The 25391-nt window shown below is 64.0% G+C and carries 20 protein-coding genes and 3 tRNA genes; 10 read left to right on the forward strand and 13 right to left on the reverse strand.

Translation table 11 applies throughout. The features are described from left to right. Nucleotides 1-59 precede the first annotated feature (59 nt). From NFH98_RS10845 to NFH98_RS10855, 3 genes are read right to left on the reverse strand one after another with little or no spacing between them, the layout of a single operon-like run. Entirely contained in the window at nucleotides 60-1439 is a 1380-nt protein-coding gene (locus NFH98_RS10845; RefSeq protein ID WP_045995039.1) for a TRAP transporter large permease, read from the reverse strand. Between the two features lie 24 nt (nucleotides 1440-1463). Further along, a complete protein-coding gene (locus NFH98_RS10850; RefSeq protein ID WP_052704549.1) occupies nucleotides 1464-2030 on the reverse strand; it encodes a TRAP transporter small permease in 567 nt (188 codons plus the stop codon). Nucleotides 2031-2076: 46 nt separating this feature from the next. Continuing rightward, the gene (locus NFH98_RS10855) at nucleotides 2077-3075 is read right to left on the reverse strand and encodes a sialic acid TRAP transporter substrate-binding protein SiaP (RefSeq protein ID WP_045995038.1); all 999 of its coding nucleotides are present in this window, start codon (nucleotides 3073-3075) and stop codon (nucleotides 2077-2079) included. Nucleotides 3076-3516: 441 nt separating this feature from the next. On the opposite strand from NFH98_RS10855, the gene NFH98_RS10860 reads away from it, so the two are divergent. The 4 genes from NFH98_RS10860 to NFH98_RS10875 all read left to right on the forward strand — a co-directional run bounded on the left by NFH98_RS10860 (nucleotide 3517) and on the right by NFH98_RS10875 (nucleotide 13537). Next, on the forward strand, nucleotides 3517-5376 hold the full coding sequence (locus NFH98_RS10860) for a hypothetical protein (RefSeq protein WP_349622681.1): 1860 nt from the start codon (nucleotides 3517-3519) through the stop codon (nucleotides 5374-5376). Nucleotides 5377-5736: 360 nt separating this feature from the next. Continuing rightward, entirely contained in the window at nucleotides 5737-6564 is an 828-nt protein-coding gene (locus NFH98_RS10865) for a hypothetical protein (RefSeq protein ID WP_045994185.1), read from the forward strand. A 51-nt stretch (nucleotides 6565-6615) separates the two neighbouring features. Beyond that, on the forward strand, nucleotides 6616-8088 hold the full coding sequence (locus tag NFH98_RS10870) for a type IV secretory system conjugative DNA transfer family protein (RefSeq protein ID WP_045994186.1): 1473 nt from the start codon (nucleotides 6616-6618) through the stop codon (nucleotides 8086-8088). Nucleotides 8089-8110: 22 nt separating this feature from the next. After that, a complete protein-coding gene (locus tag NFH98_RS10875) occupies nucleotides 8111-13537 on the forward strand; it encodes an ankyrin repeat domain-containing protein (protein WP_349622682.1) in 5427 nt (1808 codons plus the stop codon). A 14-nt stretch (nucleotides 13538-13551) separates the two neighbouring features. Here the strand turns inward: NFH98_RS10875 and NFH98_RS10880 are convergent, their stop codons facing one another. After that, a complete protein-coding gene (locus NFH98_RS10880; protein WP_052704470.1) occupies nucleotides 13552-14301 on the reverse strand; it encodes a hypothetical protein in 750 nt (249 codons plus the stop codon). A 537-nt stretch (nucleotides 14302-14838) separates the two neighbouring features. On the opposite strand from NFH98_RS10880, the gene NFH98_RS10885 reads away from it, so the two are divergent. The 6 genes from NFH98_RS10885 to NFH98_RS10910 all read left to right on the forward strand — a co-directional run bounded on the left by NFH98_RS10885 (nucleotide 14839) and on the right by NFH98_RS10910 (nucleotide 18490). Then, a complete protein-coding gene (locus NFH98_RS10885) occupies nucleotides 14839-15483 on the forward strand; it encodes a response regulator (RefSeq protein ID WP_045994188.1) in 645 nt (214 codons plus the stop codon). A gap of 112 nt (nucleotides 15484-15595) precedes the next feature. After that, nucleotides 15596-17410 (forward strand): excinuclease ABC subunit UvrC, encoded by a 1815-nt coding sequence (gene uvrC / locus NFH98_RS10890; protein WP_045994189.1) that lies wholly within the window; start codon nucleotides 15596-15598, stop codon nucleotides 17408-17410. Nucleotides 17411-17504: 94 nt separating this feature from the next. After that, on the forward strand, nucleotides 17505-18053 hold the full coding sequence (gene pgsA / locus NFH98_RS10895; protein ID WP_045994190.1) for a CDP-diacylglycerol--glycerol-3-phosphate 3-phosphatidyltransferase: 549 nt from the start codon (nucleotides 17505-17507) through the stop codon (nucleotides 18051-18053). 92 nt (nucleotides 18054-18145) lie between these two features. After that, nucleotides 18146-18220, forward strand: a tRNA-Gly gene (locus NFH98_RS10900). Between the two features lie 25 nt (nucleotides 18221-18245). Next, nucleotides 18246-18319 (forward strand) — tRNA-Cys (locus tag NFH98_RS10905). 84 nt (nucleotides 18320-18403) lie between these two features. Next, nucleotides 18404-18490: transfer RNA gene (locus NFH98_RS10910), tRNA-Leu, on the forward strand. Nucleotides 18491-18496: 6 nt separating this feature from the next. Here NFH98_RS10910 and NFH98_RS10915 read toward each other — a convergent pair. The 9 genes from NFH98_RS10915 to NFH98_RS10955 form a co-directional block, all read right to left on the reverse strand. Then, on the reverse strand, nucleotides 18497-19339 hold the full coding sequence (locus NFH98_RS10915; protein ID WP_253551644.1) for a tyrosine-type recombinase/integrase: 843 nt from the start codon (nucleotides 19337-19339) through the stop codon (nucleotides 18497-18499). Between the two features lie 50 nt (nucleotides 19340-19389). Beyond that, the gene (locus tag NFH98_RS10920) at nucleotides 19390-19713 is read right to left on the reverse strand and encodes a helix-turn-helix domain-containing protein (protein ID WP_222569929.1); all 324 of its coding nucleotides are present in this window, start codon (nucleotides 19711-19713) and stop codon (nucleotides 19390-19392) included. A gap of 62 nt (nucleotides 19714-19775) precedes the next feature. Continuing rightward, nucleotides 19776-20048, reverse strand: a complete 273-nt coding sequence (locus tag NFH98_RS21000; RefSeq protein WP_222516441.1) for an ArsR/SmtB family transcription factor — start codon at nucleotides 20046-20048, stop codon at nucleotides 19776-19778. Nucleotides 20049-20519: 471 nt separating this feature from the next. Then, on the reverse strand, nucleotides 20520-20912 hold the full coding sequence (locus NFH98_RS10930; protein WP_253551648.1) for a hypothetical protein: 393 nt from the start codon (nucleotides 20910-20912) through the stop codon (nucleotides 20520-20522). 94 nt (nucleotides 20913-21006) lie between these two features. Next, nucleotides 21007-21252 carry a hypothetical protein gene (locus NFH98_RS10935; protein WP_108133166.1) on the reverse strand — a complete coding sequence of 82 codons (246 nt, stop codon included), beginning with the start codon at nucleotides 21250-21252 and terminating at the stop codon, nucleotides 21007-21009. Between the two features lie 97 nt (nucleotides 21253-21349). Continuing rightward, on the reverse strand, nucleotides 21350-22306 hold the full coding sequence (locus tag NFH98_RS10940; RefSeq protein WP_349622684.1) for a recombination-associated protein RdgC: 957 nt from the start codon (nucleotides 22304-22306) through the stop codon (nucleotides 21350-21352). 228 nt (nucleotides 22307-22534) lie between these two features. Further along, on the reverse strand, nucleotides 22535-22909 hold the full coding sequence (locus NFH98_RS10945; protein WP_045993466.1) for a hypothetical protein: 375 nt from the start codon (nucleotides 22907-22909) through the stop codon (nucleotides 22535-22537). Between the two features lie 84 nt (nucleotides 22910-22993). Beyond that, nucleotides 22994-24613, reverse strand: coding sequence for a lambda-exonuclease family protein (locus tag NFH98_RS10950; RefSeq protein ID WP_349622685.1), 1620 nt, complete (start codon nucleotides 24611-24613; stop codon nucleotides 22994-22996). Then, the gene (locus NFH98_RS10955; RefSeq protein WP_349622686.1) at nucleotides 24610-25371 is read right to left on the reverse strand and encodes a recombinase RecT; all 762 of its coding nucleotides are present in this window, start codon (nucleotides 25369-25371) and stop codon (nucleotides 24610-24612) included. Before NFH98_RS10955 ends, NFH98_RS10950 begins: the two co-directional genes overlap by 4 nt. Between the last annotated feature and the right edge of the window lie 20 nt (nucleotides 25372-25391).

The raw sequence follows: 25391 nt of genomic DNA on the forward strand, positions 1-25391 counted from the left end.
CGCTCGGCGCCGCCTTGACTCGGCCATACCGCGTCACCGCCGCAGCGGCGACCCGGGACTCAGCGGTAGACCAGCGTCGGCAACCACAGCGAAATCGCCGGAATAAAGGTCACCAGCAACAGCGCCACCACCAGAGGGATCAGGAAAGGCAGGGTGCCGCGCATGCACTTCTCAAAGGAGATATGCGACACCCGCGACAGCACGTAGAGCACCATGCCCACCGGCGGGGTCAACAGGCCGATCATCAGGTTGAGCACCATGATCACACCAAAGTGCACCGGGTCCACCCCGGAGGCCACCGCTACCGGCAGCAGCACCGGCACCAGGATGGTAATGGCGGCGATGGTCTCCATGAAGCAGCCCACCACGATCAGCACCAGATTGATGATCAGGAGCACGGCGATGGGATTGTCCTGGAAGGGTCCCAGCAGCCCCATGACGTGCTGGGTGACCTGGTTGCTGGTCAGGATCCAGGCGAAGATCGAGGCGCCGGCAACGATGAACAGGATCACCGCGGTGGTCTCGATGGTTTCCATGCTGACCTTCAACAGTCGCCGCCAGGTCAGGGTACGGTAGACCAGTCCCCCCAGAATCAGCGCATAGACCACCGCCGCGATCGCCGCCTCGGTCGGGGTAAAGGCACCGGTGACGATGCCGCCGACGATGATCACCGGGGTCAGCAGCGACAGGAAGGCCCGCGAGAACGTCTTGCCCAGCACCGAGACCGAGAACCGCGCGTCACGCTTGTAGCCGCGACGCCGCGACAGCCAGGTGATCATCACCATCAGCGTCAGACCCATCAGCAGGCCCGGCACCAGGCCGGCGGCGAACAACTGCCCCACCGAGACCGACGCCATCACTCCGTAGATCACCATGGGCAGGCTTGGCGGAATGATCGGGCCGATGGTCGAGGACGCTGCGGTGATGCCTACGGCAAACTCCTGATCATAGCCGGCGTCGCGCATGGCCTTGATCTCGATGGTGCCGAGGCCACCGGCATCGGCCACGGCGGCACCGGACATCCCCGAAAAGACAATGCTGGCACCGACGTTGACGTGGCCCAGGCCCCCACGCATCCAACCCATCAGCGCCTTGGCGAAGTCAAAGATGCGGGTGGTGATGCCGCCGTTGTTCATCAGGTTGCCGGCGAGGATAAAGAAAGGGATCGCCAGCAGCGGGAAGCTGTCAATGCCGTTGACCATGCGGTGCACCACGACCACGTCGGGCACGCGTCCTGTCAGCAGAACGTACATCAGGCAGGAGCCGGCCAGGCTGATGGCGATGGGCACCCCGCAGACCAGCAGGGTAAATAGGGCGGCAAACAGAAACGAAAGGTAGTTCTCGAAAAACGCCAGCGCGATGCAGCCGACGACCGCCAGTGCCGCCACCACCGGAGGCACTGGCGATCCGCGCCGGGCACTGATCATTGCTTCAGTCATGGGGTTGTTCCTTGTTCGTGGCGCTCAGTCGTCATCGTCGCGAAACATCAATTCGCTCTCGCCGGTGCGCCAGTGACGCACCGCCAGCTGGATCGAGCGCACCAGCATCAGCACCACCCCGAAGAGCACCACGTAATAGAGCAGACTCTTGGGCAGGTCCACCGACACCATCATCGAATTGGTGCGCTGGGCCAGCTGCCAGGTGATCCAGGCCAGCATGCCGAGAAAGGCGATACGCACCAGATCCACCAGGGTCCACATGACCCGGGCGGTGGGCTCCGACAGGTAGCGATAGAAGAATTCCACGGCGATATGCGAGCCCTTGCGGGCGGCCATGGCGCTGCCGAGAAAACCCACCGCTACCAGCAGGTAGCGGGCGATCTCCTCGGTCCAGGCGATGGAGTTGCCGAGCACGTAGCGACTGAAGAACTGAACAAAGACGTCCAACGCCAGAAGCCAAAAGACCACCAGCGTCAGATAGTCCTCGATGCCGTAGTCACCCGGCCGGATCCGGTCGTCGTCATCGGGCACCTCGAAGGCGCTGGTGGTCTCGTGTTCGACGCCAGGGTCACTCACGTCAGATCGGGTCATGAAGGATCTCCCGAGGGAGGGCGCACGGCGCCCTCCCCTCCGTCGTTTACTGGCCGATAGCCTGGAGGCGATCGTAGGTTTCCTGGTCCCAGGTCGCCGCGTCACCGTTGTGAGCCGGCATCACCGCCTCGCGGAACGGTGCGGTGTCGACCTCGTTGACGGTGACGCCCTGCTCCTCGAACCAGGCCACCAGGTCCTGCTCCTGCTGCACGATGTCGGCGGTGATCTTCTCGCCGGCCTCTTCATAGACGTCGCGGAAGATCTGCCGATCCTCTTCGGACAGGCGATTCCACAGCGGACCGCCGGCAATCGTGATCAGGGAGTCGGTGATATGACCGGTCAGGTTGATGACGTCCTGCACCTCGTAGAAGGCCTTGGCCTTGATCGTGGGCAGCGGGTTTTCCTGGGCGTCGACGACACCCTGCTGCAGGGCCAGATAGACCTCGGCGAAGGCGATCGGCGTAGGATTGGCGTCGACCTGCTCGGGGAACATCATGTACATCGGCGCGTTGGGGACGCGGATCTTCAGGTCCTGCATGTCCTCCGGCGTATTGATCGGCTCGTTGGACGTGGTGTGGCGCTTGCCGTAGTAGTTCATCGCCAGCGGCACGTTGCCGGTAGCGTCCTCATAGCCCTGGGCGATCTCGGCGAACAGGTCGCTGTCGACGTAGGCCTGCCAGTGATCGAAGTCACGGAACATGTAGGGCGCACCGGCGATGCCGATGGGACCGTAGGAACGGCCGGCGAACTGATTGCCGGTAAAGATGAGGTCGACGGTGCCGAGGCTCAGCCCCTCGTTGATGTCGGCTTCCTTGCCCAGTGAAGAGGCTGGGTGCACCTCCACCGAGTAGCGGCCATCGGTGCGTTTCTCGATCTCTTCGCCGGCCCAGACGGCCCACTCGTGGTAAGGCTCCGAGGTCTCGTAGACGTGGGCGAAGGTCAGCGTTTCCGCCTGGGCGGCCGCCGACAGGCTGACGCCGACCATGGCGGCGATCAGGCTACGACGAATGAAGCGGGCGGGCGGCTGGCAGTGATTGGGGCGCATCTTGTTGTTCTCCCGGGCTCTTGTGGCGTGTGGAGTGTGCAAGGTGGATGCACGCAATCGAATCGACAGGCTCCATGCCTGGGCGACTGTATACGTGTCATACCACCGAGACTGAATCTAGTTGTCCCCACTGGCCCATGCAAGGAAGTGACGACGAGACTTTGGTCGATGCTCCACCAACGTCGACCATGAAGAGGCACCAGTGCAAGGGAGCTTTGCAGGCGTGTGCGGAAGATCATGGCGCCTACCCACAGGACCTGGGACTTATCCTGCATCGCCCTGACATCACCGGCCTGAGCCTGGTCCCGCAGACGCTCGCCCTGGACGCCAGCAGCCTGCCGTCAGACTCGCTGGCCGGCGAAACGAGGCGACCTCACCTATGCTCCAGTAAGCCACGACGCGATCCCCAGAGGATCCCTTCGACGAGCCCGGAGATACGCCGTGACCGACAATGCCTATCTTGCCCCTCGACTCACCCTGCGCGTGGGCGTGACCGGGCACCGCCCCAAGGACCTGGCGGAGGCCGACCATGATGCGCTGGGCAAGGCGGCTCAGGACATACTCGAACGCCTCGCCACCGAGACGCGCCGGCTGGGAGCACAGGCCGAACCCGGCCTCTATGCCGATGAGCCTGCCTGCATGCGACTGGCCAGCGCCATCGCCGAGGGAGCCGACCGGCTGGTCGCCGAGGCGGCGGCCTCACGTGGCTACGAGATCAACCTGATCCTGCCCTTTCGACGTCGGCAATACGCCGACGACTTCAATGGCGACGCCCTGGCCGACTACTGGCGCTGGTTCGAGCATCCGGCGGTGACCAGCTGTACCGAACTCGACCTCGGCGAGCCCGGCGATCAGCGGGAAGCCGGCTACGAGGCGGCCGGCCATCTGGTGCTGGCGCATTCCGACGTATTACTGGTGGTATGGGACGGCAAGCCCTCCCGAGGGCGTGGAGGTACCGCCGAGATCATCGACGAGGCACGCCTGCGTGGCCTGATCACACTGTGGCTCGACCTGCAGGGCCAGTTGCACCTGTGGGTCCCCCGAGAGCACGTCGTCGAGCCCCTGGAAGACGGCGACTGGAAAGCCCTGACGCCAGGTGACATCAGCCAGCTACTGAACGACCGACTCGAACAGCTGCTGTTGCTGGGCCGCGGCCCCGACGACGCCAGCTGCCCGCTCAAGGGCCTTGGCGACTTTGCCCGCCAGACCCTACGGCCGCGCACCCGTCACTGTGTTCATGAGTGGCTGCGTGCCCTGCTGGTACGCGACATACCCTTCGCCGCATCGGTCGACCTGGGGCTTGAACGTGAACGCAGCGGAGCCTGGAAGGAAACACTCAGAGCCGCACACCATCTTGGCGGTGATAGCTACGAGGCGACCCTGGACCAGCGCCTGCGACAACGCTGGATCGCCGCAGACAATCGCGCCATCGACTACGCTCACCGCTTTCGCAGCGCCTACACCACCAACTTCCTGCTGGCAGCGCTCGCCGTGCTGGTGGGTCTGCTGGCGGTGCTGGCGTGGGACAGCAAGGGCGTCAAGGCGCTGCTGGTCAGCATGGAGCTTGCGATCATCGCCAGCATCCTGCTCATCACCTGGCTCGGGCGTCGTGGGCAGTGGCAGAGCCGCTGGCTGGCCTACCGCAGCCTGGCCGAGGCGATCCGCCCGGCACGGCTATCGCTGCTGATCGGTACCTCACCCGTCGGCGCCGCCGAGCCGCCGGTGGACAACGGTCGCTTCGACTGGATTCCCTGGTACGTGCGCTGCTCACTGCGGGAAATCGGCCCACCCGACGCCGTCGTCTCCGGTGATAGCCTCAGGCGGGCCCTGGACGTGGCCCTGCACGAAGAGATCGACGGCCAGATCGGCTATCACCAAAAAACCGCCGAGCGCCTGGAGACTCAGGACGATCGCCTCGAGTACCTGGCGAAGGGGGCGCTCTGGCTGACGCTGGCCAGTGGCGTCCTGTATCTGGTGTGCTATCTGGTCTACCTCAACGGTCCGGCACTTCCGGCGGAGCTCTACAAGCCCGTAGCCACCCTGCTCGGCGGCTTTCTGCCGGTGCTGGGCGCGGCCATCTTCGGCATCCGCGCCACCGGCGATCTACGTGCCGCCGCTCAGCAGTCCCGGCGCATGAGTCAACGCCTGAAGCGCCTGGGCAGCAAGCTGACCTCTCGCCTGAACACACCGGAGCGCCCCGTGGTCCGTCGTCTGCTCGGTCAGCTGCAGCTGACGATGGCCGACGACCTCAAGGTCTGGAGCATGATCTACAGCGAGCGGGAGCTGGTGCCCGGGTTCTAGGACTTGTCTGAAAAGTGCCTGCACTCGGTAATACGGCGTTAAAAATCGGCTGGTGCGCCAGCCCGGTCAAAATGCTCATTTACACCCCGTAAACTGCGCTTTCTCACCGATTTTTGCCTTGTCTAACCTTCGCTCGTCGACTTTTCGGACAGCGCCTAGGCCCGTCGGAAAAGTACCTGCTGACCTGGCCGCCTTGAACACGGGATTCATGATCGAGAGACACCAGATTTTTGCCGCTCTGATTGGCGCCGAAGCCGTTGCCAAGACGACAGCGGCTATCTAGGGTGAAGACAGCCCCCCGGCCCCTGCTGCACCACCGGGGCTTCTGAAGCGGTAGCCCCAATACAGGCGGAGGCCTGCATGGACCGAGATCGCTGGGAGACATTTCTCGAGAAGCACCTCACGCCTGCAGACCAGGCCTTTCCCAGCGTGCCGCCCGTCCCGGGGGACTGGAAGACGCTGTCCCCCGAGGACAGTCTGCCGCTGTTGCTGGACCTGACCCAGGCCCAGCTCGCCGACGATATCCGGCCCACCTGCGAGTGCTTTACCGCCCTGGCGATCCGCGCCATGCCACTGTTGTGCTATCGCCGCCATCTGCTCTGCGACGTCCTGCTGGAGACCGAAGAAGGCCCCGGCCTGTTCGCCTTCATCTATGGCCAGAGCGGTGTCTGGCCGCTGGACCTGACCAGCAAGGCGCTGTTTCGACTGAACAGTGTCTATGGCGATCCTGCCACTTCCCCAGCCGCGGCGCTGGAATACCTGCACCTGTTCACCGGGTTCATCATCGGAGGTGCCGAGAGCGGCCGTTTTCGTGTGCTGGAATCCGCCGACTATTTTCCCTGGGTCGATGCCGATCCGCCGCCTCAGGCGCTCGATGCGGTCCGTCAGGCGCTGTCCAAGGTAAGCTATCCCCCCCGTGTGGTATGCGCCAACGACGAAGCCGACGCGCCAGCCCCCATGACCTTGCACAGCGGGGATCTGGCTGAACAGCGCTCCCTCAACAGCGACGTCGACAGTCCGGTCGTCGCCTGGCACATCCAGGTACCGGTGGTCTACGGGCGCTCGCTGTGGGACTGCGACTTCACGGTGCTGCGCGACGGCGAGGTCCACATGGAGGAGGACCGCACCCTGCTCGACGATCTGCCGCTGCGACTGGAACGCTTTATCGGCGCGGTGCGCCTGCCCTGAATCAGCTTACCTGCGCTGAGCCCCCTTGCCTGCCCACGAGGACCCCACACCATGACCCTGGTACCGGATGATTCGCCTCTGCCCCCTCGTCGCCTGCCGTCATCGGTGGAGGGGGACGGTCTGCTGGTGGGCTGGTCGCTGGAGCAGGGTCAGCCTCATCAGCCGTTCGGTTTCCGCATCGGTGCGCCAAGCACCAACGCGAACCAGGAGCAGCTCGATCCGATCCTGTTCGAGGGCAGCGGCCATCTGATGACCATTGCCCCCACCGGCTCGGGCAAGGGAACCGGCTGCATCATCCCCACCCTGCTGCGTTATCCGGGGCCGGTGATCGTGGTCGACCCCAAGGGCGAGAATGCGGCGGTGACCGCCCGTCGCCGCCGCCAGATGGGCCACAGGGTCATCGTGCTCGACCCCATGGGCATCACCGACCTGCCGGCAGATCGGCTGGACCCCACCGACATCGTCATCCCCAATTCACGCACCGAGCTCGATGACATCGCCATGCTGTCGGAGCTGATGATGGAGTCACACGGCTTCGACGGCCGTGACCGCTTCTGGCTGCAGCGCGCCCAGCAGGTGCTCAATGGTCTGCTGCTCTACCTGATCCGCAGCCAGCCGGAACAGCGCAAGGGGCTGCTCGGCAAGCTACGCAAGATGGTCAGCCAGGATACCGAAGAGCTGGCCAAGCTGGCCGAGCGCATGCGCCAGATGCAGGATCCGGACCTGGAAGCCACCGCCGCCAGTCTGACTCTGCCGGCCGAGACCACCCTGGCCGGCTACATGGCCTTCGCCCAGAACAGTCTCGGCTTCCTGCGCGGTGAAGCGGTACTGGAGGCTACCCAGGACTCCACCTTTTCGCTGGACGACGTCACCCGCGGGGAACTGTTATCGATCTACCTGGTGATTCCCCCCGAGAAGCTCGAATCCCACGGCCGCCTGCTGAGACTGTGGATCGGCGTACTGATCGCGGCGGTGGTGCGCCGACGCCGGGCGCCAGCGCTGCGTACCCTGTTCCTGCTCGACGAGGCACCCCAGCTCGGTCCTCTGCCGCAGCTGCGACAGGCCATCACCCTGCTGCGCGGCTACGGCCTGCAGACCTGGAGCTTCTGGCAGGACATGAGCCAGTTGCGACAGCTGTATCCCCAGGACTGGCAGACCATGCTCAACAACTGTCGGGTGGTGCAGTCCTTTGGCGTACCCAACATGAACGCGGCGATGGACCTGGCGACCCTGACCGGCTTCCCGCGCCCGGAGGAGCTGCTCGACCTGGATTTCGACGAGATGCTTTTGCTGATCGCCGGCGACGAGGCACGCCTGGCCAGGCGACCGGAATACCGCAGCGACCCGCTGTTTCGTGGCCAGTTCGACCGCAACCCCTTGCACGACAGCAGCCGAGAGATCATGCCCCAGGCGCTGCGTCCGCAACGTCGTCTGCGCAGAGTCAGTCCGGCACGGCCCAAGCCTACGCCACCACCGGTGGTCGATCCTGCCTTCCTGGATCGACTGCTGGCGCAGTGGGCCTGACGCCCGGGACAGGACCCAGCCCATGAGCGACGTCTCCCGCGAGCCCCCGAACGCCACAGCGACCGACCTCCCCCCTCCCGGGACAGCCGGTTCATCCGGTTCATCTGGAAACACCTTTCCGTCGCTGGAACACCCCAGCATCTTTCTTGCGTCACCCGGTGACGTGGCCTACCTGCGCCGCGCCTGCAGGGACGAGATCGAGACGCTGCATCACCAGGCCGCCGACGATCACGGCCTTCGGCTCTACGCCTGGGAGGTCGATACCGCCGAAGACGGTTTCGATGATGCGGTGCCGGCCCAGCAGCAGATTCCCCACCCCTCGGATCCCCTCTGCAGAGGGGTGATCTGCCTTTTCGGTGAAAAGGTCGGTAGCCCTCTGGCAAGCCATCACCCCATCGATGACCTGCGGGTCCTCGATCCCATGAAGCCCGACGACGGCGGCGATATCCCAGGCTTGGTGATTCCCTGGGACAACGCCTGGGCCGACCGTGGTGGATTCGCCCTTACCGGTTCCACCTTTGAACTGCTGGCCACCCTGGCCTACCGCGAGCGACAGCGTCAGGAGGCATCGGCCGGATCTCGCCCACTGCCACTGCTGCTGTGTCTGGTCGGGCCGAGGGACCTGCTGGACACCACCGAGCCACTGAAAGCCGCCTGGGGCAACTATCGTCACTTTCATGAATGCCAGGACAAGTGCGGAACGGATTCGGCCTGCATCACCAGGCGACTGGAAGACCGCACCCAGCAGCTCAAGCAACTGATCAATCTGGTGGCCTTCGTGCAACGTCGCGGCCACGTCATTCGTGTCATCGATTCTCAGGACGCCTTTATCGGTGAATTGCGACGTTTCATGGAGCGGGACCTGAACCTGGCCCTGACGGCGTCGGACCGAGACCCCTTCAAGGGTCTGGAGTCCTACGACGTCGGGGACCACGCGCTTTTCTGCGGGCGATCCGACCAGCGAAGCACCTTGAGAGAGGAACTCAAGCAGCGCTGGAACCAGCAGGACCGGGTCCCCGTGGTCTGGGTCGAGGGCGGAAGCGGCTCGGGCAAGTCGTCGTTCCTGCGTGCCGGCATCATCGGAGCCCTGGTAGCGGACAGCGCCGATCATCGCTGCCTTGACGGCATATTGCGCCCTTCCGACCTGGCCCCGGATAGCCGAGCCACGGACGCAGCAAGCGGCGACAGATGCGTGCTGACGATGCTCTTCGACGCCATCGTGAAACGCCTGGAAGGCGCCGGCTGGTGCGATGAACCAACTGCCAGTAGAGCTCGCCGTCTGCTGGGAAGGACGTCAACGGACCTGCGTATCGAAGCCCTGAACGAGGAGTTGTGTCTACTGCTGGACGCCGCCGCCACGCGCCTGGCTCGACCTCCTCGTCTACTGCTGGGCTTCGACCAGTTCGAGGAGATCGTCGACGCTCTGTATGGCGAACAGCAGGAAGCCGAGTTCTGGGATCCGCTGGTGCAGTGGCTCCACGCGGCCCATTCATGCCGCGCCCTGGCCCCGCGTCTGGGCATCTTTGTCACCCTCCAGGGAAACCGTCAGGAGCTGGTGGAGCGCGACAGTCTGCTCAACGAACTCCATGCCACTGGCCAGGTAACGAGGATGTCGTTTCCTCCTGACAACAGTCTCGACGAAATTATTCGCAAGCCCTTTCGGCTGACCGGACGCCTGGCCATCAGCGACGCACTGGTGGCCCGGCTCAAGGACAATATCCAGCGGATTCGCGGCCATCATGGTCGAGGCGACGCCCAGGACAGCCTGCTGCCGCTGTTGTCACTGGCGCTGCGCAATCTCTACGAGCACGGCCTGCGGCTCGCCGAAGAAGCCACCATCGCTGACTCGGCGTCCCTGGGTGACGCTATCACCACGAGCTTTGGCCGCAGTGGGGACCGCCAGGCCGACGACGACACCCAAGAGCTCGGCACCAGCGCCAGAGCAGGTTTCACCGAGAGCGCGTCTGGCTCCGAGGCCTTCCAGACCACCGGTCACCTTCGTACCCCCGACGGGGGCGACCGCCAGCGGGAGCCCCCCCTGTGGGTACTGGACACCGCCAACGCCGAGGGCCACGACAGTATCGAAGGCGCCATCACCCAACTCGCCAATGAGGCCTTCGAGCAGGCCAAGGCGGCGTCCGGCGCACTGTGGTCGGATAGCGTCGTCGGTGACCTGCTGCGTCGCCTGGTGGATTGGCGCCAGGTCGGCGAAAAGCATTTTACGCTACCCGCCACGGTCTTCCCCGCGGCGGATGCCACAGACGCCTTTCAATTGGCCCGGGCGTTGCGCGAGCGGCGCCTGCTGATCGATGAACGCCACGGGCGTGTCCGCCTGGTCCACGAAGCGGTACTCCACCACTGGCCCCAGGCCAGCGAGTGGCTGGAACGGGAGCGCCCGGTACGCGAATGCGTCCGCCAACTGGTGGGGGAAGCCGAGCACTGTCTTGCCAGCCCGCCGGACGCCGCGCGCTGGAACGCCTATCGCCTGCTCTACCTGGATCGCGCGGCCCGGGTGCTGGCGATCTGGCATGATGTGCTCGGCGAAGGCCCGCCAACGACCAAGGAGCTTGCCCGCCTGCGGGAGTTCTGCCTCACCCTGCTGCTGCTGGAAGCCGATCCTGCAGCGGTGGTCACCCAGAGCCCTCGCAAGCCGACACACCTGATCCTGGCCACCTTCTACCAGCGCGCCGATATCATCGCGGCAATGGTGGCCAGAAGGCCCGAGGCGGTCGATCTACCGCGCAAGGATGGCCGCACCGCGACCTTCTGGGCGGTCTGGAAAAACCGCCACGACCTGTTGCAACCGCTGCTGGCGGCCGGTGCCGATCCTGACCACACCGATGAGGACCACTGGCGCCCCGTACACCTGGCGGCACAGGCAGGAGCCGTCGACTGCCTGCAGCGTCTGGTGGAAGCAGGGGCCAGCCTGGACGCACAGCAAGCGCCCCACGGCCAGACACCGATGCACCTGGCCGCGCTCGCCGGCCAGCACAGGGTGCTCGACTACCTGATACAGCAACGCGGCCAGAGCCCCGACCTCACCAACGCCAACCGTCAGACCCCGCTGGAACAGGCGATCGCCAACGATCGAGCCGACACCATCAGCCACCTGATTGCCCTCGGGGCTGACCCGGCAGCCCCCCATCAGACGCACTGGAGCTATCTGCACTTCGCCGCCCGCGGCAATCATGTGAAGGCCGCCGAGGCGCTGGTGGCCCAAGGACTCGAGATCGACGCCAGGTTGGCCAACGACGCCACGCCGTTGCACCTGGCCGCCTACAATGATCATCCGGAAATAGCCCGCTGGCTGATTGAACGCGGCGCCGACCTCGGTGCCCTCGCGCTCGCCGCGGACTGGGGCAAGGAAAGCAGCGCCCGGGAACGGCAGGATGCCTGGCGCAAGGAAGGCGCAAAGGGAGTCCCGTCAGGCAAGCTCGGCGACTTCGAACACACCCCCTTGCACATCGCCGCCGCCCGCGGAGCCACCAGGGTGGCCGAGCTGTTGCTCGAGCACGGGGCCGATCCCGCCGCGGCGATCGGCGACGGCCGCACAGCGCTGCACCTGGCCGCCGAGCACGGCCACCCGGATACCCTGGCCCTGCTCTGCCATACAACTGCCACACTCGACGCCAGAGACCATCGAGAAGACACCAAGGCAGAGCAACCGATCCATCAGACCGCGCTGCAGGCATCGGTGACCGGTGGTCATGTCGCCTGTGCCGAGGTACTGCTACGCGCCGGCAGCGACCCGAACACCCAATTGCACTGGCCTGGTCGCAGCCCCTTTGCCGGCTGGAACCTGGTGCACCTGTGCGCCGATCAGGGACATGCCGAGCCAATCAGGCTGCTGGCTCGCCACGGGGCCGACATGCAGGCCACCACCCCGGATGGCCGCACGGCGCTTCACCTGGCCGCCCTGGCCAATCGAGCCGAGGTCGTCACGGCATTGCTGGATCTCGGCGGCGTATCGGTGGATGTCCTCGACAAGCACGCCATGAGCGCCCTGCAGCTCGCCTGCCTCAAGGGCGCGAGCGAGGCGGCCAAGGTCCTGCTCATCGGGCAGGGGGTCATCGAGCAGGCGGACATCGAGCAGGCAACCGAGCCAGGCGTTGCCACAAGAGAAAGCGCCAAGGCGCCCCTAGCCCCCACTCTGCTCCACCTGGCCTGTGTCGGCGGCGCGCTGGACCTGGTCGAGACGCTTATCATGGCGGGGGCAGACTGTGACGCCAGCGACGCCGAGGGCTGGCACCCTCTGCACCTGGCCGTACAGTTCAATCACCAAACCCTGGTCGAACGGCTTGTAGCCGCCGGCGCAGAGGTCGATGCCTGCGCAGAACAGCCAGGCGTCACCGCCTTGCAACTGGCCGCCGAAGGCGGTTACAAGGACATCGCTATCGTGCTGGCAGACGCCGGAGCCGATATTGACATGGCCACTCGTGACCGCGATGCACCGGTGCTGATCGCGCTGTCACTAGGCCAGTTTCCACTGGCGCTGGCCTTGATTCAGCGAAACGCCGATGCGGCCATGCGAACTCGCGACGGACGCAGCGTCGCCCAGGTATACGCTGAACGTCTGACCCGGACATGCACTCGCGACGACGCTGGACGCGCCCTCGAGGACGGCCCGGTGGCCGACCCCAGGATACTTGCCTGGCTCGAAGGCGCGGGTCAGTCCACCGCGGTTATCGAGAAAGCGGTGGCGGCCTTGCGCGCCCCTGCGGCGGATGGGGACCAGGAACAGTGCGCAGGCACCTCGCCCAACGACATGGACCCCGATCCAGCGATTGCCCGCGGCGCTCTCGCCCCGACCCTGGAAGGCAACCCCTGGCAGTACCCCTGGCGGCGCTGCAGGCCGGCATTTGTCGAGTCCCACTGGCCCTGCGGCAGCCGTATTGATGGAAAGCATCTCGCCGACAACAGACTGGTGGCCGACGCCTGCCGACTGCCCTGGTACCCCGACGCCACCCTGATACGCCTGCAACATCCCGACTGGATGCAGGGCCTGGCGCTGTACTTCGTCGAGGAAGGTGCGGCTGGGGTCCACGCGCCGCGCCCGCTGACCCGGCTGACCGGTACTGCACCGCCGATCCACGAGTTGAACGCTCGCCAGCCGATCCAGCTTTGCGCCGCCAATGCGCTCGGCTACCTGCGCTTCTTCTGCTTCTTCGTCAGGGGGCCGGACGGTCCCTTCTATATTGTCGATTCGCTCGAGGATCCGCTGCTCCCGGTCCATCCCGATATTCAGGCCATCGTCGCCGGAAGCTGTCACGCGCCGCGCCAGGACCCGGCCGATGACGAAGACGTCTATCGCTACCTGGCGACGCTCTACTATGCCGACGCCTTTTTTCTCGCCCGCTTCATGCTGAGCGACAGCGGCAACATCGAGATGCTCGATGACGAACCCATCGCTGCCGGATTGCCCGAGCGCATCCACGCGCCGCTGGACTGACCAAGCTACGGACGTCAGGACGACGGAACCGAAGAGGCGGTGGCATCTGAACCGCCCCCGGCCATCAGCCGCGATTCGCTCATCGCCAGCGCTTCGGCGATTCGCTCGCCCCCTAGCGGGCCCTTCCTCGAGCGCCAGTACGCCAGAATCTGCGGGAACTGATTGAAGCAAAGCCCCTGTTGACTGACGACCCGCCGATCCAGCGGAAAAAGGCGCAAGCCTTGCTGCATCAGGCCGTCCGCTCGCCCCTCTCCCCTCGCTCTCAGCAACTCGACCAGGGTCAGTGGATCGTCGCTACCGAAGCGTTCTCTGGCGGCGGCTCGCGCCTCCATCACACGCTCCAGCAGGACGCGTGCTCGCAGTTGCAGCCGCCTGTCGAGGCGCGCAGCAAAAATGACGGGGGCCAGCCGATTGAGGTCCGCCTGGGTCACGCCGGGCAGCCACACCAGTACACCGGAACGCATGGAAGGCACCAGATCCAGGCGATTCACCTGATCACAGAACAGACAGGCCGTCACGATATCATCGACATTGCGACTGTCAGTCCCCAGGGTCACCGCCTGCTGATACTTGGCGCTGCGAAAGCCACAAAAGCGACAACGGTAGTCGTCCCTGGCCCAGACCGCTTCGCGCGCGCCTGGCGGGGTGCAAGGTATCCCCGTGCAACGATAGCCAAGGACGTCATAGGCGCTGGTGGGACGCGCCAGGCGAAAACGCAACTTGTCGGCGAGCAGGGAGTCTTGTTCAGACAGGGGACAGGACATGGCGCAACCTTGGCCAGACTGGCCATCCAGAGGACTCGATCGGGACACGGGGCCGCACTACGCAGCCAGTGCGCACCAGATCAAGGCGTGTCGTGGACGCAATCGTGCTTTCATTGACGCCGGTCAAGTTCAGCATAGCCTGCCGGCGCGTCCGCATGACGGTTTCGCCCGTCCATCGCCATGGTCTCGCCTTGGCGGCGCCCGGTTCACGCCTACGACACTGCACACCCGCCCTGCGGCTGGTAACATGAAATGACGCGACAGGCGGCATCACATCAAGCCAACCTAGACGTTGGGGCTCATGCAGCAGTCCCGGGCGACAAGCGCCCGATACCGCGGCGCGCCGCTATCAGAGATATAGCACACTATCAATGCAGCTATGCTGAAAACGCCGTCGCCCCCCGGAGACCCAATTCCCCTTAGGATCAATTTGTGACAGTCTACTGCGAATCATCATGAGAAGACCCCGCAATGAGCATTGGCTCGCCTCGGTCAAATCCATGATCCCAGTTTTCACCTTTTCCAGGAGTATCGGCATTGATCAGGGTTCTTGTCGCTGACGATCATCACCTGGTACGCACCAGCATCGTTCATCTGCTCAATGCAGAGAAGGACATCAATGTCGTCGGGGAAGCCGCGGACGGAGAAGAGGCCATTGCTCAGACTCGCCGCCTCAATCCCGACGTGGTGGTGATGGACATTCGCATGCCGGGCATCGGCGGGCTCGAGGCCACTCGCAAGATCCGCCGACTGACCTCGGACATCCGTATTCTTGTGCTGACGGCCTTTATCGAGGAAGCCTTTGCCCAGCGGCTGCTGGAGGCCGGTGCCCACGGCTTCATCAGCAAGGGTTCCCAGCACGACGAGATGGTCAAGGCCATCCGCGCGGTGTTCGCCGGACAGCGCTTCGTCAGCCCGGAGATCGCTCAACGGCTGGTACTGTCGCGCATCGACCACGAGGAAAATCCGTTCGATCAGTTGTCCCAGCGCGAGCTTCAGGTCGCGATGATGATCGTCAACGCCCAACGCGTCGCCGACATCGCCGATCGCATGTTCCTGAGCCCGAAGACGGTCAACACCTACCGCTATCGCATCTTCGAAAAGCTCGGCGTCAATTCCGATGTCGCCCTGACCCACCTGGGGCTGCGGCATGGGCTTGTCGAAGGCTTCAAGGAAGACTAGAAGCCAGCCTGAGGCTCTTACCCAATGTGCCGTCGGGGACGATACGTCCCCCGCCAGGCTCTGGTAGCATGAGCTCCCTGACGTGATGTGACAGGGTGAGCCTTACCAGACCATGACCTTCGATGCCCGACGCTTTCTCGAGACCGTCAGCGAATCACCCGGTATCTACCGGATGTTCGATGACCAGTCCAATACCCTCTATATCGGCAAGGCTCGTCGCCTGAAGGCTCGCCTGGCGAGCTATTTCCGCGGCGCACTCAATACCAAGACTCAGGCGCTGGTCGCTCGCATCCACGACATCCAGGTCACGGTGACCAACAGCGAGACCGAGGCGCTGCTGCTCGAACAGACCCTGATAAAGCAGCTCAGACCGCCCTACAACATCCTGTTGCGTGACGACAAGTCCTACCCCTTCGTGTTTGTCACCGACCGTCATCCCTTCCCGGCTCTGGAACACAAGCGCGCACGGACCCGCCACGATGACGGCCGCTATTTCGGGCCCTATCCCTCCAGCGGCGCCGTGCGCGAAACGCTATCACTGATGCAGAAGGTGTTCCGTATCCGCAACTGCGAGGACGGCGTCTTCGCACACCGCACCCGGCCCTGCCTGCAGTATCAGATTCAGCGCTGCAGCGCCCCCTGCGTGGGCTACATCAGCGAAGAAGACTACCGCCGCGATATCGAACACGCCATCCAGTGCCTGGAAGGACGCAGCGAATCGGTCAGCCAGGAGCTGACCCGCGACATGGAGGCCGCAAGCCAGGCCCTCGACTTCGAGGAAGCGGCACGTCTGCGCGACCAGTTGCAGGATCTGCGCCGTCTGCAGCAGCGCCAGGTGGTGGATACCGGCAGCGGAGACGCCGACGCCTTTGCCCTGGCCTCCCAGCCGGGTGCCCTGTGCATCTCGGTGCTGTCGATTCGTCAGGGGCGTCTGCTGGGGGCGCGGCACTACAGCCCCGCCAACAGCCTCGATCTCGGGGAGCCGGAACTGCTGGGTGACTTCGTCAGCCAGTACTACCTCGGACAGGCCCGGGAGATCCCCACTGAAGTGCTGACCAGCCACGCCGTACCCGACGCCGAACTGATCGCCCGGGCGCTGAGCGAGCATGCCGGACGCCGGGTACGCATGACCGACAAGGTCCGCGGTCACCGCGCCCAGTGGCGTGAACTCGCCCGCACCAACGCCGAGCAGCAACTGGCCGGCCAACTGGCCAACCAGACCCAGCTCGCCAAACGTTTCGAAGATCTTCGCCAGGCACTCGAGCTCGACGAGACGCCGCAACGGCTCGAATGCTTCGATATCAGTCACAGCCACGGCGAGGCCACGGTGGCATCCTGCGTCGTGTTCGACCAGGACGGCCCGCGCAAGAGCGACTATCGGCGTTTCAACATCAAGGGAGTCGCCGCCGGCGATGACTACGCAGCGATGCAGCAGGCGCTGACTCGTCGCTTCAAGCGCTTCAACGAAGGGGAAGGCGTGTTACCCGACATCCTGGTCGTGGACGGCGGCAAGGGCCAGTTGAACATGGCGCGGGAGGTGCTCGCCGAGCTCGCCATCAACGGCGTGATCCTGCTCGGGGTGGCCAAGGGCACCACCCGCAAGGCTGGCCTAGAGACCCTCTTTGTCGAGACCGTGGATCGCTCTCTGGCGCTGCCACCGACCTCGCCGGGTCTTCACCTTATCCAGCACATCCGCGACGAATCGCACCGATTCGCTATCGCTGGCCACCGTGCCAAGCGAGACAAGGCCAGGCGCACCTCGACGCTTCAGGATATCCCCGGCGTCGGCCCCAAACGCCGACGTGAACTGCTGCGCTTCTTCGGCGGACTCCAGGGCATCAAGCAGGCCACCCGCGATGAACTGGCTCGGGTTCCCGGCATCAGCGCCACCATGGCAGACACAATTCATCGTGCCCTGCATGGATGAGTTGAGGTATCACGGATAGAATGAACCACTTTGACGGGCGCCAACGTCGTCCGTCGCTTCTTGTCGCCCCCCTCCAGCAAGGACAGCGGTATCGATGAACATTCCCAACATTCTGACCCTGGCACGCATCGTCTTCATCCCCCTGCTGGTGGTGCTGTTCTACCTGCCCTTCGAATACAGCATGCTGACCGCCGCCGCCCTGTTCGGCCTGGCCTCCATCACCGACTGGCTGGATGGCTATCTGGCGCGCAGGTGGGACCAGTCGACGCCATTTGGCGCCTTCCTCGACCCGGTGGCGGACAAGCTGATGGTGGCAGTGGCGCTGGCACTGCTGATCGAGCGCTACGACGCCGCCTGGCTGACGTTGCCGGCGCTGGTGATCATCGGCCGCGAGATCGTCATCTCGGCACTGCGCGAGTGGATGGCGGAGATGGGCAAGCGCGGTTCGGTCGCGGTGTCCTGGATCGGCAAGGTAAAGACCACCCTGCAGATGGTCGCCCTGCTGCTGCTGCTGGCCTTCCCTCCCGGCCACCTGATCGCCGAACTGGGCGTTGTCACCCTGTACGCCGCCGCCATACTGACGCTGTGGTCGATGATCCAGTACCTGCGGGCCGCCTGGCCGCACCTGAGCCGCTCGCTGTAGGCAGTGCTCTGGCGATCCGGGGCCTATTCGAAAATTCAGGGAAAAGCGTTTGACAGTCACCGACTTATCCGTATAATACGTCCTCGAGTCAGGCGGGAATAGCTCAGTGGTAGAGCACAACCTTGCCAAGGTTGGGGTCGCGAGTTCGAATCTCGTTTCCCGCTCCATCATCAGACGATGGATGACTCATGAGGCTGGATGGCAGAGTGGTTATGCAGCGGACTGCAACTCCGTGTACGCCGGTTCGATTCCGACTCCAGCCTCCATTTTTCCTTTCAGGTGTGCCCCGCTTCCCAGAAGCCGTGTCCGATCCCTTCGGACCCTATCGCCTTACCTCTGGCGACGTTCCTGCCCGGATGGCGAAATTGGTAGACGCAAGGGACTTAAAATCCCTCGGTGGCAACACCGTGCCGGTTCGAGCCCGGCTCCGGGCACCAATAGTTTCAATGCCTTACGCTACCTAGTCCCTCGACGCCCTCCTCTCTGGTCGCAATTTGGTCGCAAAGCTTCGGCAGCCTGCCAGCCACTTGATCCAGACGCGAGTCGAACATATGCGCGTACCGGCTGGTCACCACCAAGCTGCTGTGGCCAAGTAGCGCCTGCACCGTCGTCATCACCTCCCCCGCCTCAGCCAGCAGGCTGGCGTAGGTGTGGCGAAGGTCATGAAAGCGCAGATCATCACGCTTTATAGCCCGCCGGGCAGCTTCAAACGCCTTGCGCAATTGATGAGCGTCAGATGCAAACGGCAGGTTGGCCACCAATGCCGCACCATCCTCCGGCAGCGGCACGACCCTGGCCTTGCCACTCTTGGTCTGCCCTGGTCGCAACACGATGCGACCACCCTGGATGTTGCCATGGTCAAGCGACAGGAGTTCGCCGCGGCGTAGTCCCGTCAAAGCAGCCAGCGTGATGATTCGCCGCTCCTCCGGATACTCTTCCGGCACAGCCTCAACCAAACGCCGAATATCCCCTGCGGTCAGGTAGACGTGGCGCTCGTTTTTCGGGGTGGGCTTGCGCAGCTTGCCGTCCAGCGGCTGATCCAGCCAATCCCACTCCCGATACGCCAGGCTCAGCACTCGCTTGACCACCTGGGTCCGGTTATTGATTGTGCTTTGGCTGAGCCGCTTCCTACGCATATCCTTCTGCATCGACCGGGCTGCATCCAACACCTCTTGACCAAGAAGCACGTCTTGCGCGTTCTCGTCGAACCAGCGGGCAACTGCACGAATGCTCGCGCCCTGGCTGTTCGTGTCGTACTCGTCGACCCAGCGCAGAAGACCCTCCATGAAGGTCCTCCGCTCCTGCCGGCCCATGAGGCCATTGAACTGAGCCTCGTTTAGTTCAGCCTCTCGCTTCGTGGCGAACTGCCTTGCTTCCTTTTCCGTGATAAACGTTCGCTGATATCTGCCGCGCTCACCCGACTCGGTGACGACCCACCTGCTCCGAGATGCGCGGTATCGAACCGTGATACCCATTTTTGTTGCTCCCCTCGTGAGGGGCCGCGCTTGCAGCTCTCAATGTAAGCGTCGACCGCCTCTCGCTCAAACCGTACGTTGCCGCCCAGGGCGACATAGCCAATCAGGTGCTTGATCGCGTAGACCTTGCGCTCACTGATGGCCAAGAGTTCCGCCACCTCGCTCGGCGGCATCAGGGGTGTCATGATCAAGCTCTCCTTCAGGGCAAAAGAAAGCCGCCTCGGTGGGCGGCATGATGATCGGCAGTTCACTGGCGGTATCGTCGCCGCCATTCAAGGAAGTCGCGTAAACAAGGTTCATCTGCAAGGCGGTAGTACACGGTACGGCCTGACCGATCCGCCTTTACAAGACCTGCTTCGCGCATTTTGGTGAGATGCTTGCTGGTCTGATTCTGGGTCAGAGATAGCACCTCAGAAATCCTAGACACACAGATCGGATCGAATTTTTGGACTACATTAAGAATTTCGGCACGAGTAGGGAAAGCGGCTAGATACAGTAGCTCGTCGACATCGAAGGACATGAATGGCTTCCAGTTTTTGCGTTTCACCTACTATACCCCGCAACCCTTGCTCGGGTGGGCACAATGATGCTCACCAGGCTCACTCTGTTTTCCACGGGCGCCGCTGAATCTATACCTGGCATACCAGGAACCGCACCAGCCAAGGTTCATCCCTCACCTCCCGGCTTCGGCGCCGCTGCGAGCATGTCAGGCCAAGCCGCCCAGGCGTCCGCCATGATCTGTACACTTCCTGTCTTCTTGTAAACCGCGTCCCTCATATCTCGCGTCGCCTCTACCGGTACGCACTGCCACGGCTCGTCCGGCGACGGGATGCGGGGGCCGATCTCGAGCACGTCGTCATCAAAATCAACGCCTGCTGCGCACAGCCAAGCGGCCTCGCCTTCATCTTCCGTGCACCAGTAGAGGCAGTCCCATTCCACTCTCGGCTCTCGACCGAGACAGTCCGTCTTCACCCAGTACCACCCGGCCTGCCTACTCATCGCCACCTCCCTCGGCCTGTTGGCGGTATTCGGCGGCCTTTTCTAAAATGCCGTTTTTGCTGATAATATTTCTGTCAAAGCTTAGGTTTAGGCTGTTCGCCAGTGCCTCCAGCGCCTCCGCCTTCACCCTGGCATCGCGGCGGGCGAGGCTGGTGGCGGGAGTGTCCTCCAGGGACTGGGTAAGACATGCCAGGCATTCGTCATGGGCCTCTCTGCCGCACTCGTGCATCTTCTGCCGCGTGGAGATGAAGACCCTTGCGTGATCAAGGCAAAGCCGCGCCTCTTTCGAGTAGCGGGTAAGCCGCTCCACATGCGCCGCCAGCGCGCCCCTCTCGGCTTCCACCTGCTCCAGCCGCTGCTGTAGCGCTTCAATCGAACTGCTCATACCCTTCTCCTCTGCTCTCTGTAAGCCCGCCTCGCCTCTCTCAGGACCAGCGCCCCGCCGGCCATGATCAGCAGGCCGAGAATGATGGCCGCGGTCATCCCGCCTTCCTCCATGCCGGTATCCCGTCGAGCGTGCCGTCGCGCTGAATCCGCCCGTGCTCGTGCCACTGCCGGATCGCCTCTTGGGCTGCCTCGGGCGCTTTCACCAACCGGTACTGGCCCATCACGGCGCCGAGGCCCGCCGCCACGTGCCGGGCGCTGAACCGCACCGGCAGTCCTTCCCGCACCCTGATCTCCTGCTGCACGGACACCAGGCCGCGCAGCCTGTCTACTCGCTGCATACCCACCCCCTCCACATCTGATCGGCCAGCGCCTGCTCGACAGCTCTGGCGCCGACCTCGCCCCAGACCTCGATGTCTTCGACCCACTCGGCTGGTGTCATGCGGCACCCTGCCTCAGCAAGTCATCCTTATGGCCTGCGCCATACTGCTGGGCTTCGCCGCCCATCCACCCCACGACGCGCTCCACGCTTTCGCCCAGGGCCTTCGCCATCAGCAGGAAGTCGGTCTCGAGGCGGGCTACCGCGTCATCGCCGTCATCTGCCTCGCTCGCCTCGTCAATCAGCGTGTCATCGAAGCGAATTGCCTTGATGGCCAGGTCGTCGTGAAGCACGAAGGTCATACGCCCCTCGAGCCCCAGGGCGAGCTTGCTTGCCTGGCGCCCGCTCTCCAGCAGGTGCTGCATGTCATCGCTATCCAAGTCCACCTGGCGGACGCGCACGACTCCGTCATCACCTATTGCCTTGAGCTCGACCTGACCCCCGATCTGCATGTCGGCCGGCCGGCTGCCGGGGTCCGTAAGCCAAGTCGTCATGGCGTGCATCGGAAGGGTCTGCGTAGCAAGCGGCGTGACCTTGAGGCTGCCCAGCGTCTCGCGCATCAGGTCCAGTGCTTCCTCTGCACGCTTGCGGCTCGAGGTGGCCACGCCGATCAGGTTGCGGCTCACGTCCCACCACACGTCGATTCGCTGCGTCCGCACGAATGCCCGCGGCAGCAGCTCCTCGTAAACCTGCTCCTTGATTGCCCGCTTCTCTTGGCGCCGCAGCTTTCTGCACTCCTCCGCCTCAATCGCCTCGACGCGCTCTTCGACCTCCTCTCGCACTACTGAGACGGGAAGGATTCGCTCTTGCCGGCACATGCTCATGAGGTGATGCCCCTGAAGCTCATGCAGGTAGTGGTCACCGCCGCGCCCGGCCGGCGGCACCCAGCCAACGCGACGTGCTTCGCTGCCACTGAGGGGGCGCAACGCCTGCTCGCCCAGCGCTTGCTCGAGCCACTCCAGGCTTGAGATATGGGCGCTGTGAACGCGGTAGAGATGGAGATTTTTGAACCACATGATCGTGCTCCCATGAAAAAGCCCCGGCGCGTGCCGAGGCTGGAAAGAAATTGCCGCTTCACGTGCGGCACCCGGCCCGCCCTGCCGCCTACTGCTGTGCAGTGAACTCGCCCGCGCTCAGCACGGGTGGAGCTGAGGAGACGGCGGCCAGCGGGCTGACTCCGTTTTGAGACACGGTGGCCTGGCCTCGGCTCCGGTCATTGGCGCCACCGGGCACGGCGCGTTTATTCATGCCGCCCTGCGGCGACCTTTGATCCGTGAGCAGACAGCAGCGCGACGCCGGCTGCCATTGCGCTTGGCTCGGTTCTGTACCTCTGTTGGCATGCTGGCGATTCGCCGGTACACGCTTTGAACCGAGACCCTTTTCCCGATGCGGGCCAAGTGCTCAGCGACTTGAGGCACCGTCATCAAGCTGGCCTCGAGACAATCGACGATGATGGTGTCGATCTCTGGCCAGTCGTCTCGCCGGTTCCAGAAGCTGGCAGGCCGGGCTTTGGATAGGCCAATGCGCTGAATGGCGCCGCGCACAGACAACAGTTCCCGCTGCATCTCGTCAGCGATGTCTTCGTCATGCCAGCCTGCCAGCACCAGGCGCTCGAGCATGTCGAGATCCTCGCGAGGCCAGCGGTGGTATTTGCGTGGCATACCGCCTCCCACAAAAAAGGCCCCGGTGTGGAGCCTGTTTACTCAAGCGGCGCGAAGATGCTCCATGGCATCGTCATACCCGCTCCAATGGGCGACGCCGGCATCTTCAAGTGCCTCGAGCTTCTCCCGGGCGGCCAGCAGCGCCTCGTACTCCTTACGGGAGATGGTCACTGTGTCAGGCTGCTCGACTTCGCGGGCTGGCTTGAGTGCGGCACCACGTTCGGCAGCGGCAGCGATCTTGCTGGTGTCGAGGGGGCGGCGCTCCTCGGTAGCGGGCTCGTCCTTGCCGGCGGCGATGGGCTTTTCGGTGGCTTCCTTGTCGGCCGCCTGTACCTTCGCCTTGGCTTCTTCCTCCTGCCGGATCTTCTCCCGCTCCGCCTCGAGCCGCTTCTGCTCCTCCTGCTTGTGGTGCGCGATGCGGTTCTCGACCTGAAGCTTGATGAACTCGGCATCCCGCTGGATCAGGTCGCGCCAGTCGCTAAACAGGAAGCCGTAGTCGCCCTGGTGCTTCTCGATCAGCGCCTTGTTCTCGCTGATCTGGTTGGCGAGCTGCTGGCACTCGACCTTGGCTCGGGCCACCTCGTCATCGGCCGCGGACTGCAGGGTGGCGATGGTCTTCTTGCCCTTCATGGCGCCGGCTACGTTGAGGCTGTGCCGGGGCTCAACCGGGCAATCCAGCTTGGCCAAGAAGTCGTCAAAGGCCTGGTGCGCCTTCTGCTGGATCTCTAGTCGGCGGTTCTCTTTCTCGGCCTTCACCAGCTTGTCGAGATGCAGGCGCTTCTGTCGCATGGTCTCGCGCAACTCGTCGATGGTGCTGAACAGCTCAGAGATGCTTGCCGTCTGTTCCAGAGCGGCCTGCTTGCTGGCCTCAAGCTGCTTCTCGCCCTTCTGCAAAAACTTCACAGTCTCGGCGGCATCGGCGAAGTGCTGATCGGTAGTCAGCTCGGTGCGGATACCTTCGATCATGCCCATGGCACGGGCCTTGAAGTCGGGCAAGTTGCTCGCCTGAACTGCCCCGGTGAGGTTGATCTTGAGCGTCGGCAGTGCTTCGGGCGCCTCGCCCTGGGCGGCGACCTGCTGTGCCTGGGGCTGGTAGTCGGCGAGGTCCTGTCGGAACTGCTCCCAGCCGGCGAGCAGGGAGTCGAAGCGCTTCTGGTCCGCCTCGTACCAGCACCAAGCGGAGTTCTCGCGGGTGCCGTCGCTGCACATGAACAGGCAGCGCTCGGCGCCGCTGACCAGCAGCTGCTGATCCATCTGCACCTTGTAGTGCTCGGGCAGGTCGTCGGCCTGCACTGCAGCCACCAGGCTCTCGTTCCAGAGCTTGTGCTCGAAGATGACGTCCTCAAGCATGGTGCAGCCGTCGAGACTGGCCAGCAGGTGCGGATGCTCCTCGCTGACGCCAGTGACGGGATACAGCTCCTCTCCGACAATTTCCTCGGCGATTGGGCGGGCCGCGGCCTCGGCGGCGTGGCCGCGGTCGAACAGCCGCTGCTGGGCCGGGGTCACTTCCTCGGCAACACCGGTGTACTTCTGCTTGAGCAGTGCGGCGCGGCTGGTGTACTTGCTGACGCCGGCCATCGCCGGCGCCTCGCTTGCGGTGAAATGACGGGCACGGATGTCGTGCCACTCCTGGGTGCCTTGAACAACGTCGAGGATCTTCATGCTGCGGCCTCCGCGGTGATGCTCCGGATCTGTTGCTTTTGCTCGTCAGTCAGCGGCGCCTTGCTGCTGACCATATTGATGACCTGCTCGGGGGTGCGTTTGCCGGCATCAATCCAGTCCTTCCATGCCGGGAAATTCTTCTCGAAGTCGGCGTCCGGGTAGTGTTCGAGCGCTGCCTGTGCCGGCCGCTCCGGCTGCTGCTGGGCAGGGTTAATTTCCCGCTCGGTAGGAATGTCCTGAGCCTCCTCGACGGTGATCAGGCCGCCCAGGGCGTCGGCGAACTTGTCTCGCAACGCATAGCCGCGGGCGCGCCACATGAGCATCCGCTTGGGGTAGGTCTGCCAGGGACCGGCTTTACCCCACAGCTTGGCGCGCTCGGCGTCTGCCTGGCTGAAGGTGACCGTGTGCGGCTTGGCGTCACCCTTGCGCCAAACGGTGCAGGTGGCGGCCATGCTGGCATCGTCGAATGACTCCTCGTGCCCACCGAAAGCTGGATGGCTCTGAACCAGAGCGAGCAGTGCGTCCCCGTAGATCGCCGGCTTGCCGTTGATGACTGCGATGTTCTGCAGCGCCTGAATCGGGTTTAGGCCCAACTCCGACCCCATCATCATGGCCACCAAAGTGTCCTGCGGCTTCTGCTGGTAGGGCTGCGGGACCATCTGGCTGCTAGCCAGCATCTGAGCCATCTCCATGGCCTCGCTCATACTGTTTGGCTGCAGGGCAAAGCCGCCGCCCTTGGGTCGTGTAATTGCATTCATGCTGCTACCCTCTCCTCGAT

This window comes from Halomonas sp. H33-56, assembly GCF_040147035.1.
GTDB classification, from domain to species: domain Bacteria; phylum Pseudomonadota; class Gammaproteobacteria; order Pseudomonadales; family Halomonadaceae; genus Halomonas; species Halomonas litopenaei.

What these genes read in the sequence shown, in the direction of transcription:
- NFH98_RS10845 (WP_045995039.1), bottom strand. Translation starts at nt 1,439, where the DNA reads ATGACTGAAGCAATGATCAGTGCCCGGCGCGGATCGCCAGTGCCTCCG.
- NFH98_RS10850 (WP_052704549.1), bottom strand. Translation starts at nt 2,030, where the DNA reads ATGACCCGATCTGACGTGAGTGACCCTGGCGTCGAACACGAGACCACC.
- NFH98_RS10855 (WP_045995038.1), bottom strand. Translation starts at nt 3,075, where the DNA reads ATGCGCCCCAATCACTGCCAGCCGCCCGCCCGCTTCATTCGTCGTAGC.
- NFH98_RS10865 (WP_045994185.1), top strand. Translation starts at nt 5,737, where the DNA reads ATGGACCGAGATCGCTGGGAGACATTTCTCGAGAAGCACCTCACGCCT.
- NFH98_RS10870 (WP_045994186.1), top strand. Translation starts at nt 6,616, where the DNA reads ATGACCCTGGTACCGGATGATTCGCCTCTGCCCCCTCGTCGCCTGCCG.
- NFH98_RS10875 (WP_349622682.1), top strand. Translation starts at nt 8,111, where the DNA reads ATGAGCGACGTCTCCCGCGAGCCCCCGAACGCCACAGCGACCGACCTC.
- NFH98_RS10880 (WP_052704470.1), bottom strand. Translation starts at nt 14,301, where the DNA reads ATGTCCTGTCCCCTGTCTGAACAAGACTCCCTGCTCGCCGACAAGTTG.
- uvrC (WP_045994189.1), top strand. Translation starts at nt 15,596, where the DNA reads ATGACCTTCGATGCCCGACGCTTTCTCGAGACCGTCAGCGAATCACCC.
- pgsA (WP_045994190.1), top strand. Translation starts at nt 17,505, where the DNA reads ATGAACATTCCCAACATTCTGACCCTGGCACGCATCGTCTTCATCCCC.
- NFH98_RS10915 (WP_253551644.1), bottom strand. Translation starts at nt 19,339, where the DNA reads ATGGAGGGTCTTCTGCGCTGGGTCGACGAGTACGACACGAACAGCCAG.
- NFH98_RS10920 (WP_222569929.1), bottom strand. Translation starts at nt 19,713, where the DNA reads ATGACACCCCTGATGCCGCCGAGCGAGGTGGCGGAACTCTTGGCCATC.
- NFH98_RS21000 (WP_222516441.1), bottom strand. Translation starts at nt 20,048, where the DNA reads ATGTCCTTCGATGTCGACGAGCTACTGTATCTAGCCGCTTTCCCTACT.
- NFH98_RS10930 (WP_253551648.1), bottom strand. Translation starts at nt 20,912, where the DNA reads ATGAGCAGTTCGATTGAAGCGCTACAGCAGCGGCTGGAGCAGGTGGAA.
- NFH98_RS10935 (WP_108133166.1), bottom strand. Translation starts at nt 21,252, where the DNA reads ATGCAGCGAGTAGACAGGCTGCGCGGCCTGGTGTCCGTGCAGCAGGAG.
- NFH98_RS10940 (WP_349622684.1), bottom strand. Translation starts at nt 22,306, where the DNA reads ATGTGGTTCAAAAATCTCCATCTCTACCGCGTTCACAGCGCCCATATC.
- NFH98_RS10945 (WP_045993466.1), bottom strand. Translation starts at nt 22,909, where the DNA reads ATGCTCGAGCGCCTGGTGCTGGCAGGCTGGCATGACGAAGACATCGCT.
- NFH98_RS10950 (WP_349622685.1), bottom strand. Translation starts at nt 24,613, where the DNA reads ATGAAGATCCTCGACGTTGTTCAAGGCACCCAGGAGTGGCACGACATC.
- NFH98_RS10955 (WP_349622686.1), bottom strand. Translation starts at nt 25,371, where the DNA reads ATGAATGCAATTACACGACCCAAGGGCGGCGGCTTTGCCCTGCAGCCA.